The organism is Kribbella sp. NPDC004138, from assembly GCF_053603655.1.
On the sequence record NZ_JBSGFZ010000018.1, the window covers coordinates 192,018 to 202,278 of the forward strand.

Annotated in this window: 10 protein-coding genes; 8 read left to right on the top strand and 2 right to left on the bottom strand. The window is 68.6% G+C overall.

The window, feature by feature from the left end; genetic code table 11:
• Window positions 1-25: 25 nt before the first annotated feature.
• From ACWEOO_RS25445 to ACWEOO_RS25470, 6 genes are all read left to right on the top strand, one after another.
• A complete protein-coding gene (locus tag ACWEOO_RS25445; RefSeq protein WP_452145133.1) occupies window positions 26-712 on the top strand; it encodes an AzlC family ABC transporter permease in 687 nt (228 codons plus the stop codon).
• The gene (locus tag ACWEOO_RS25450) at window positions 709-1,032 is read left to right on the top strand and encodes an AzlD domain-containing protein (RefSeq protein ID WP_359935236.1); all 324 of its coding nucleotides are present in this window, start codon (window positions 709-711) and stop codon (window positions 1,030-1,032) included. Before ACWEOO_RS25445 ends, ACWEOO_RS25450 begins: the two co-directional genes overlap by 4 nt.
• Before the next feature lie 216 nt (window positions 1,033-1,248).
• A complete protein-coding gene (locus tag ACWEOO_RS25455; protein WP_452145134.1) occupies window positions 1,249-1,947 on the top strand; it encodes a hypothetical protein in 699 nt (232 codons plus the stop codon).
• A gap of 5 nt (window positions 1,948-1,952) precedes the next feature.
• The gene (locus tag ACWEOO_RS25460) at window positions 1,953-2,654 is read left to right on the top strand and encodes a tyrosine-protein phosphatase (protein WP_452145135.1); all 702 of its coding nucleotides are present in this window, start codon (window positions 1,953-1,955) and stop codon (window positions 2,652-2,654) included.
• Between the two features lie 42 nt (window positions 2,655-2,696).
• Complete coding sequence (locus ACWEOO_RS25465; RefSeq protein ID WP_452145136.1) at window positions 2,697-3,587, top strand: ABC transporter permease; 891 nt, start codon at window positions 2,697-2,699, stop codon at window positions 3,585-3,587.
• Window positions 3,574-4,332 carry an ABC transporter ATP-binding protein gene (locus ACWEOO_RS25470; RefSeq protein WP_363710480.1) on the top strand — a complete coding sequence of 253 codons (759 nt, stop codon included), beginning with the start codon at window positions 3,574-3,576 and terminating at the stop codon, window positions 4,330-4,332. Before ACWEOO_RS25465 ends, ACWEOO_RS25470 begins: the two co-directional genes overlap by 14 nt.
• Here the strand turns inward: ACWEOO_RS25470 and ACWEOO_RS25475 are convergent.
• The gene (locus ACWEOO_RS25475) at window positions 4,329-5,333 is read right to left on the bottom strand and encodes a glycosyltransferase family 2 protein (protein ID WP_452145137.1); all 1,005 of its coding nucleotides are present in this window, start codon (window positions 5,331-5,333) and stop codon (window positions 4,329-4,331) included. The genes ACWEOO_RS25470 and ACWEOO_RS25475 overlap by 4 nt on opposite strands.
• 6 nt (window positions 5,334-5,339) lie before the next feature.
• The gene (locus tag ACWEOO_RS25480; RefSeq protein WP_452145138.1) at window positions 5,340-6,827 is read right to left on the bottom strand and encodes an LCP family protein; all 1,488 of its coding nucleotides are present in this window, start codon (window positions 6,825-6,827) and stop codon (window positions 5,340-5,342) included.
• 259 nt (window positions 6,828-7,086) lie between these two features.
• Here ACWEOO_RS25480 and ACWEOO_RS25485 point away from each other — a divergent pair, with 259 nt between their 5' ends.
• Window positions 7,087-7,920 carry a S1 family peptidase gene (locus tag ACWEOO_RS25485; protein ID WP_452145139.1) on the top strand — a complete coding sequence of 278 codons (834 nt, stop codon included), beginning with the start codon at window positions 7,087-7,089 and terminating at the stop codon, window positions 7,918-7,920.
• 156 nt (window positions 7,921-8,076) lie between these two features.
• Window positions 8,077-10,092, top strand: coding sequence for a spermine/spermidine synthase domain-containing protein (locus ACWEOO_RS25490; RefSeq protein WP_363710484.1), 2,016 nt, complete (start codon window positions 8,077-8,079; stop codon window positions 10,090-10,092).
• The last annotated feature ends 169 nt before the right edge of the window (window positions 10,093-10,261 follow it).

The following is a 10,261-nucleotide window of genomic DNA, read 5'->3' on the forward strand; positions in this document are numbered from 1 at the left end:
TGGCGAGGTGTTCATCATAATGCCCATGCGTTCGATCTGGCGAACACTCGATCCGGGACTCGCCCGCGACATCGGCCTGGTCTGCCTGGCCGACGGTGTCGTCGGGCTGTCGTACGGCGCGATCAGCGTCGGCGGCGGGCTGCCGTTGTGGGTGCCGATCCTGTTGTCGGTCGTGGTCTTCGCGGGCGCGTCGCAGTTCCTGTTCGTCGGGATCGTCGCGGCCGGCGGGAGTCCGATCGCGGCGATGGTCGCGGGTCTGCTGGTGAACAGCCGGCACGTCCCGTTCGGGCTGGCGGTGAGCGACGTGATCGGCGGCGGGTGGCGGCGCTGGCTCGGCAGTCACGTGATGACCGACGAGAACGTCGCGTTCGCGATGGGCCAGGACGACCTGAAGCACAAGCGGGCGGCGTACTGGGCCGGTGGCCTGGGGATCTTCGTCTGCTGGAACATCGGCGTCGTCGCCGGCGGCCTCGCCGGCTCGGTGATCACCGACACCGACGTGTTCGGTCTGGATGCGGCGTTCCCGGCCGTACTGCTGGCGCTGGTGCTGCCCGCGCTGCGGGATCGGTCGACGCGAACGGCGGCTCTCGTCGGTGTCGTGGTCGCGCTGGCGGTAACGCCGTTCCTGCCGGCCGGTCTGCCGGTTCTGTTCGCCCTGGTGGGCCTGCTGTTCTACCGCGCCGAGAAGCCGGCCGTGGAGGTCACCCGATGAACAACACACCACTGCTGCTGATCGGCATCGGAATACTTGCCGTAGGCACCTTTTCGCTGCGGTTCGCGGGGCCGGCGTTGCGGAGCCGGTTCGAGGTGCCGGAGCGGGCGCAGCAACTGCTCGCCGCGGCCGCGATCATCCTGCTCACCGCGCTGGTGGCCACGTCCGCCCTGACGGACGGCCACGGTCCGGCAGGCGTCGCGCGCCCGGCCGGCGTACTGGTAGGCGGTGTGCTGGCCTGGCGCCGAGCACCGTTCGTCCTCGTCGTGGTCGCAGCCGCCGCCACCGCCGCCGGCCTCCGCCTGCTCGGCGTGCCCTGAGCCGACAAGGCGGACAGGAGGTGTCCGCAGGCTGGGTAGTGCACCTGAGCGTGATCGCCTCCGCGCGTACGCTGTCTCGCCGGTGCTCTACCCGTCGAGCGGGCCTGAGCAGCACGACCGCGACCGTGTACTGCTTCACCCGCGCGGGCGCCGGATCCGGTTACGGCGACGACCTGACGCTCACCCGTCAGCCCTCGTAGCGGCTACCGTGCGGGTATGACGATGTATCCGCCGGCACCCGAAGCGCCCAAGAAGTCGGTTCTGCCGAAGCTCGCGGTCGCCTGTTTCGTGATCGGCGCGATCGTGGTGGGGTTCTTCGTCTGGCGGATCGTCGTCACCGCGCCGCGGACACCGCAGCCGATCGAGGACGGTGTCGTCCACCTGACGAAAGAAGGACTGACGATCTACGCGTCGGTCCCCGTGCTGACCCCGCCGTGCGAGGTCCAGGACGCGAACGGCAACGACGTACCGATCAAGCCGCCGAGCGGGTCGGAGACGATCACGATCAACGGCGAGAGCTGGTACGTCGTCGCCCGGTCGACGCAGACCGTGCCGGCCGGGGACTACAGCATCTCGTGCACCGACGACGAGACCAGCGCGACGTACGCGGCCGGGCCGCGGTCGTCGGTGGTCGCGTTCGTGCTCTCGATCCTCGGCACCGTCTTCTCGTTCCTGATCTTCATCGGGCTCGGCATCACGCTGCTCACCGTCGGCGCGGTCAAGGCCGCCCGGCGCAAACGCCCGGCGAACACCTTCCCTGGGCAGCCCGGTGCCCCAGGCAACTACTACCCGCCGATGCCGCCGCAGCAGCAGCACACCTTCCCGCCGCCACCGCCGTACCACCCGGGGCCCAATCCGGACCGCCCGCAGGATCGACCCGACGACCGCTCCGACGACCGGCCGCAGGACAGGTGACGGCGATGGATCTCGACTGGCCCGGGTGCCGCAACGTCCGCGACGTGGGCGGCCTGCCGACCGGTGACGGGCGGGCGGTGCGCGAGGGCGTGCTGATCCGTGCGGACAGCCTGCAGTACCTGACCGCGGACGGCGTCGAGGCCGTCCGGCGGTCCGGCGTGAGCAGGATCCTCGACCTGCGCGGCGACGGTGAGGTCGCGATCGCGCCGACGCCGTTCACCGGTACGGCGCTGGCGGTGCGGCAGCGGCTGGCCGACCCGGCGGACCCGGACCACGGGCAGCCGACCATCGTCGAGGCGTGCACGTGGATGCTGGACCAGCGCCCGGAGTTGTTCGCAGCCGCGGTGAAGGCGATCGCGGACGAGCCGGACGGCGCGGTGGTCGTGCACTGCCACGGCGGCAAGGACCGCACCGGCATGGTCGTGGCGCTGGCGTTGAGCGTGGCCGGCGTCCCCGAGGAGGAGATCGTCGCCGACTACTACCTCACCCAGTCGCGGCTCGCGGGTTGGCTGGCCGAGCAACTCGCCGAGGAACCGAACGCGTCCAGGCACCCGGAGATGATCGAGTTCCGCGACACCCGCGCCGAGTCGATCGTCGCGATCCTGCGGCATCTGGACGACCGGTACGGTGGACCGGAGGCATACCTGCGGCACGGTGGTCTGACCGCGGCCGACCTGGACAAGCTGAGAGCCCGCTTAGTGGCCTGACCTGAGTCACCACGACGTCACCCACCGCAGTACATTGGCGCAATGCCGACCGCCGCAGAGCAGACAGGGGTGACCGACGCAGCGGCGCTGGCTCGACGTCATGGGCTCTCCAGGAGTTCGGTGCGGCCGCCGTTCGGGGCGTACCTGCAGGAGTTGTGGAGCCGGCGCCAGTTCGTCGTCAGCTACGCCGCCGCCCGCACCTATGCGATGTACGCCGGAGCGCGCCTCGGATCGATCTGGCAGGTACTGACCCCGCTGCTCAACGCGGCGGTGTACTACCTCGCCTTCGGTGTGCTGCTCGGCACGAAGAACGGGATCGACAACTACGTCGCCTTCCTGCTCAGCGGGATCTTCGTCTTCACGTTCACGCAGCGCTGCATGACCGAAGGGTCGCGCTCGCTCGCCCTGAACCTGTCCCTGATCCGCACCCTGCACTTCCCGCGCGCGACTCTGCCGCTGGCCTACGTGCTGAACGAGCTGAACCAGATGCTGGTGTCGCTCGGCATCCTGTTCGTGGTCGTCGGCTTCACCGACGGCCCGGCCTGGCGCTGGCTGCTCGTCGTCCCGGCGATGCTGCTGCAGGTGATGTTCAACGTCGGGATCACGCTGGTCTTCGCGCGGATCGGGACGTTCGTCTCCGACATCACCCAGCTGCTGCCGTTCATCACCCGGACCTGGCTGTACGCGTCCGGGATCTTCTTCTCGCTGCCGGCCAAACTCGCCCAGGTCGACGCGCCCGGCTGGGTGATCAAGGTGCTCGCGCTCAACCCGATCTCGGCGTACATCGACATCGTCCGGCGTTCGCTGCTCTCCGAACACGAGGCGAACCAGCTGCCGCACGCGTGGACGATCGCGATCATCTGGTCGTTCGTGATGCTCGCGGCCGGTTTCGTGTACTTCTGGCAGGCGGAGGACCGCTATGGCCGAGGCTGAACCGACGGTCATCGCCGACCGCCTCGACATCATCTACAAGGTGATCGCCGGCCAAGGCGGCAAGGGCACGGCGGCGACCGCGCTGCGCCGGATCGTGAAGCGCCAGGACCGGCCGACGATCCGCGAGGTGCACGCGGTCAAAGGAGTCAGCTTCACGGCGTACAAGGGCGACGCGATCGGCGTGATCGGGCGCAACGGCTCCGGGAAGTCGACGATGCTGCGCGCGATCGCCGGCCTGCTGCCGCCCGCGTCCGGGGCCGTCTACACCGGCGGCCGGCCGTCGCTGCTCGGCGTCAACGCGGCGATGATGAACGACCTCACCGGCGACCGCAACGTCGTCCTCGGCTGTCTGGCGATGGGGATGTCCGGGGACGAGATCCGGCGCCGGTACGCCGAGATCGTCGACTTCTCCGGGATCGGCGACTTCATCGACCTGCCGATGTCGACGTACTCCTCCGGCATGGCGGCCCGGCTGAAGTTCGCGATCGCGTCGGCGAAGACGCACGACATCCTGCTCGTCGACGAGGCGCTGGCGACCGGCGACGCCGAGTTCCGGGTCCGGTCGGAGCGCAAGATCAAGGAGCTCCGCGACCAGGCCGGCACGGTGTTCCTGGTCAGCCACAGCCTCGACGTGGTCCAGGAGACCTGCAACCGCGCCCTCTGGCTGGACGCGGGCGTACTGAAGCTCGACGGCCCGGTCGACGAGGTCGTCGCGGCCTACATCAAGTCCACCCGAGCGGGCTAGACGGCCTTGGGGCGTTCGCGGAGGCCGATCAGGAAGCCGAGGCCCCAGGAGACGTGCATGGTTGCGCAGACCAGTGGCATCCAGAAGAGCGCTTTCCAGGGCAGGTAGCGGCCTTCCATCGCGGAGCCGAAGATGAGCAGTAGTGCGTAGCCCAGCGGGGCCAGGAAGCCGATGTCGAGCCAGCTGATGCCGGTGGCCAGGCCGATGATGCCGAGGATCGTGCCGACGGCCAGACCGATGACCGCGACCGGCGGTGCCAGGTAGCGCTTGCTGGCGGTTTCCGGGTGCCGGCGGATCACCTCGCGGCGCCACTGGCCGGTGTGGAAGAACTGCTTGGCCACCGCGGACAGCGAGGAGCGCGGCCGGTATGTGACGGACAGGTCCGGGCTGAACCAGATCAGGCCGCCGGTCTTGCGGATCCGGTAGTTCAGCTCCCAGTCCTGGGCGCGGTGCATGGTCTCGTCGAAGCCGCCGACCCGCTCCAGCGCGGCCCGCCGGAACACGCCGAGGTACACGGTGTCGGCCGGGCCGGCCGTGCCGCCCTGGTGGAACGTGGACGCGCCCAGGCCCAGCCGGGAGCGGTACGCGCAGGCGACCGCCATCTCGGTCGGGGTCCGGCCCTCGGCGGCCATCACGCCGCCGACGTTGTCCGCGCCGCTCTCCTCCAGCACCTCGACGGCGCGGGTGATGTACCCGTCGGTGAGCGCGCCGTGCCCGTCGACGCGGACCAGGATGTCGTGCTTGGCGTGCGCGATCCCGACGTTCAGCGCGGCCGGTGTCTTGCCGGTCGGGTTCGGCACGATGCTGATCCGGTGGTCCTTCTCGGCCAGCTTGTCCGCGATCTCCTGGGTCCGGTCCTTGCTCGGGCCGATCGCGAGGACGACCTCCAGGTCACCGGGGTAGTCCTGGTCGAGGACGCGGCCGACCGCCTCCTCGAGATGGCGTTCCTCGTTCAGCACGGGCATCACGACAGACACAGGTGGCCAGTGGGACAGCGGCATATCAGGTCAGGCCTTACAGATCGATGCGACGTCGTCGACGCCGGTGGCGGGTGTGGTCGGTGAGCTTGTCGGCTTCTTCGTGGTACTCGTGCTCGGCTTCTTCGTGGTACTGCTGCTGGTCGGCTTGCTGCTACTCGGAGTGCTCGAAGTCTTACCGTCTCCTCCCGAGCCCTCCTTGTCCAGCGATTCGGACTTCGCGATCACCTCCGCGACCTTGGTCCTGATCAGCGCGAAGTCCGGGTCGCCGGTGTGGATCAACGGCGGGACCGCGGAGAAGCTTGACACCGGCAGCTTCTTCGCGTCCAGCGCGAGATCCGTGAAGGTGCCCAGCTCGCCCGCCGGGATGCTCGTCTTGACCACCTGTTTGCTGGCCGACGCGATGCCCTGGAACTTGGTCAGCACGGTCGACGGCGACAGCTGGTTGAGCATCGCGGACATCACGCACTTCTGCCGCGCCATCCGCTCGTAGTCCGACGACTCGGCCCGGGACCGGGCGAACCAGAGCGCGTGGTACCCGTCCAGGTGCTGGTTCTTGCCGGCCTCGATGTAGCCCTTGATCGGCGAGCTGCCGCCGCCGATCGGGACCCGCTTGCCGATGTCCAGCGTGATCCCGCCGACCGCGTTCAGCAGGTCGCGGAAGCCGGCCAGGTCGATCAGCACGTAGTAGTTGATCTTCAGCCCGGTGACCGCCTCGACGGCCTGGGTGGTCGCGGTCTCACCGGGGTTCGGGTCGCCGGGGAACAGGTTCTTGTGACCGGCGGCGTAGGTGTAGACCGCGTTCAGCAGGCACTCGGCGCCGCAGTTCTTCCAGTGGAAGCCGTCCGGGAACTGCTTGGCCATCGCCGTACCGGCCGGGAACGGGACCTTGGCCAGGTTCCGCGGCAGGCCGATCAGGACCGTCCGGCCGGTGTCCGCGTCGATGCTGGCCACCGTCATGCTGTCCGGCCGGGTGCCGATCCGGTCCGCGCCGGAGTCGCCGCCCATCAGCAGCACGTTGTAGCGGCCCTTCTCGGCCTTCGACTTCTGCCCGTTGCCGAACACGCTGGCGACGAAGTCGCGCTGGGTGTTCACGATCACGCTGGCGTAGATCAGGGCGCCGACGACGACGAAGATCAGCACGCCGTCGAGGATGCTGGCGATCAGCCGGTGGTTGCGCTCGAGCGTCAGCGGCTGCGCGATCCGGTACGCGTCGACGAACAGCGCGGCCCAGCCGATCGCGAGCACGATCAGCAGCACTTGGACGATCCGCAGGGTGCCCGGGCGGGCCAGGATGTTGATCGTGCCGGACCGCCAGATCAGGCCGAGCACGATGAAGAAGACCACGATCGCGACCAGGCCGGCGACCACCCGCCAGGCCCAGCGGCCGGCCTTCCGGCTGCCCGCTACGATCTGGGCCGACCCGGGCAGCACCAGGGTCATGAACAGCAAGGCCAGCGCACGCTTGAACCGCACCGGTTCGCGGAGATTGCGCAGGTCTGGCTTCTCCTGCGGCATGACGTCCTTCCCCTGAAAATCCAACGCAGTCCTCCGGGCGGGCACTGCCGACCGTACCTTGTCGTTCCTCGTCACTCCGTATGACGTGCCGGGGCAGGCGTTGGTTCGAGACCGGGCGGATCCGGAGACGAAGAGTAGCAGTCCTGACACGGAGCGCAGGAAAACCCCTGATCTCACCCTGCTTCACACGGCTGTGATGGTCGGCGGCGGCGGGATGCGTTACGAAGTCTTCAAGCCCAAACAGTGAGGAAACCGCCCCATGAAACTGTTCCGTACGCTTCTGGCTGCCACCGCGGTCGCGAGCACCACCCTCCTCGGCACGAGCTCCGCCCACGCCGCGGCACCCGGCGCCGACTTCACCGGGATCGCAGCGCTCAGCAACTGCTCCGCCTCCCTCGTTCGGTACGCCGAGTCGGTCTCCACCGACAAGGCCCTGGTACTGACCAACGGGCACTGCTACGAGGGTGGCTTCCTGCAGCCCGGCCAGGTCCTGGTGAACAAGACGTCGACGCGCTCGATCACGCTGCTCAAGCCGGACTCGAGCCGGGCCGGGACGATCCGCGCCGAGAAGATCCTGTTCGGCACGATGACCAAGACCGACATGATCGTCTACCAGGTCAACGAGACCTATGCCTCGATCAAGACCCGCCTGAACGTGACCCCGCTGACGCTGGCCAAACAAGGCCCCGCGGACGGCGCCGGCATGGCGGTCGTGTCGGGGTACTGGAAGCGGATCTACACCTGCTCGGTGCAGGCGACGATCCCGCAGCTCCGCGAAGGCGACTGGACCTGGCAGAACTCGATCAAGTACCAGCAGCCCGGCTGCGAGACCATCGGCGGTACGTCGGGATCGCCCGTGGTCAGCACCTCGACCGGCGAGGTCATCGGGGTCAACAACACCGGTAACGAGGACGGACAGCAGTGCACGATCAACAACCCGTGCGAGGTGGACGCCGACGGCAACGTCACGGTCGACCAGGGCGCGGCGTACGGCCAGCAGACCTGGTGGCTCTACACCTGCCTGACCGCGAACCGCACCATCGACCTGAACAAGACGGGCTGCGAACTCCCCAAGCCGGCCCGCCGCCACTGACATACGGTGACGATGCCTGCGGGGTGACGCAGACCACTTCGATATCCGGTAACGTCGCCCCGCATGGCAGTCGACTCCGCTACTGATCAAGTCGTCACAACCGGTTGGCCGAGCCCGTTCGGAGTTCGGACCCGGTTGGTCGCGTCCAGTGCGCTGATGCTGTTCGTCGAGCTCGCGCTGATCCGCTGGACCGGCTCGAACGTCGTCCATCTCAGCTACTTCTCGAACTTCGTGCTGCTCGGCTCGTTCCTCGGGATCGGGATCGGCGTGCTCCGCTCCGGACGGGCCAAACGGCTGCCGTACTACTCGCCGATCATGCTGGGCCTGCTCGTCCTGGTGATCGCGTGGAAGCCGGTCACCGTCAATCGCGGCAGCTCGTCCAGCGTCATCTACTTCACCAGCCTGAACACCACCGGCCCGCCGGTCTGGGTGATCCTGCCGGTCATCTTCGTCGCGGCCGCCGTGGTGCTGGCCGGTCCGGCCGAGCTGGTCGGCCGTTGTTTCGGGGAGTTGCCGCGCCTGACGGCGTACCGGTTCGACCTGGTCGGCAGCCTGGTCGGGATCGCGGCGTTCACGGGGCTGTCGTTCCTGGGCGCGCCGCCGATCTGGTGGGGGCTGATCGTCACGCTCGCGTTCGCCGCGCTGATGATCCCGCGGTCCGCGGCGTTCTCCGGCCGCCGCGCGGTCGCGACCGGTGTCAGTGCCGCGCTCGTGCTGTCGCCGCTGATCGTGATGCTCGGCGTGCTGTTCCACGAGTCGACCAAGCCCGACAACAGTTGGTCGCCGTACTACAAGGTGCAGACCAAGCAGTACACCTGGGAGGGTGTGCCGCTGCTGACCATCACCGTGAACGGCGTACCGCACCAGCAGGCGATCCCGGCCGACGCGCGGCTGCAGTGGGAGCCGCAGTACGGGCTGCCGTACGAGCGGGCGAACGCCGGCAAGCAGCCGAAGAACGTGCTGATCATCGGCGCCGGTTCCGGCTCGGACGTGGCGATCGCGCTGAAGAAGGGCGCGCAGCACGTCGACGCGGTCGAGATCGACCCGCGGATCCGCGACCTCGGCAAGGCGCTGCACCCGGACCGTCCGTACCAGGACCCGCGGGTGAGCTCGCACATCGACGACGGGCGCGCGTTCCTGTCCCGGACGGACAAGAAGTACGACCTGATCCTGCTGGCGCTGCCGGACTCGCTGACGCTGGTGAACGGCGCGAGCTCGCTGCGGCTGGAGAGCTACCTGTTCACCCAGCAGGCGTTCGAGTCCGCGAAGGAGCACCTGAACCCGGGTGGCGCGTTCGCTATGTACAACTACTACCGCGAGACCTGGCTGATCGACCGGCTGGCGTCGACGGCGGAGCAGGCGTTCGGCCACAAGCCGTGTGTCGACAAGATCGGCGACGGCCTGCAGCAGGCAGTGGTCACGGTCGGTCTGACCGAGCAGGACCAGACGTGTGCCGCCGAATGGCCGGGGGCGACCGCGCAGACGCCGCCGCCCGCGACCGACAACCGCCCGTTCCTGTACCTGTTCACCGACCGGATCCCGTCGCTGTACCTGGTGACGCTCGGGTTGATCCTGGTCGCCGGCCTCGTCGGTGTCGGGATCGCGGGCGGCGGCGCGTCGTACCGGCGGATGCGCCCGTACGCGGACCTGTTCCTGCTCGGCGCCGGGTTCATGTTGCTGGAAACCAAGAGCATCACCGGCTTCGCGTTGCTGTTCGGTACGACGTGGGTCGTGAACGCGATCGTCTTCGCCGGGGTGCTGGTGGCGGTGCTCGCGGCGGTCGAAGTGACGAGGCGGTTCAAGACACCACCGATCAAGGTGATGTTCGCGATCCTGTTCGGCGGGCTCGCGTTGTCGTGGGTGTTCCCGGACAGCTGGCTGTTGTCGATGCCGGTCGGGCTACGGGCGTTGGTCGCCGTACTGATCGCGTTCACGCCGATCTTCGCGGCGAACGTGATCTTCGCGAAGCGGTTCACCGACACCGCCGACGGGACGGCGTCGTTCGGCGCGAACCTGCTCGGCGCGATGCTCGGCGGCTGCCTGGAGTACGCCGCGCTGATCATCGGCTTCCACGGCCTGCTGATCATCGCCGCGCTGCTCTACGCCGGGGCGTTCCTGCTGACACCGAAGCTGGCACCGAACCTGGCACCGAAACTCCGAACCCGTGAGTGAGCTCGCCGACTACTACCGCGAGCGTGCCCAGGAGTACGACGCGGTGTACGACAAGCCGGAACGGCAGGAGGACCTGGCCCGCCTGCGGGCCCTCCTGCCGCCGCTCGTCGCCGGCCGGTCGGTGCTGGAAGTTGCCGCCGGCACCGGTTACTGGACCACGGCGCTCGCG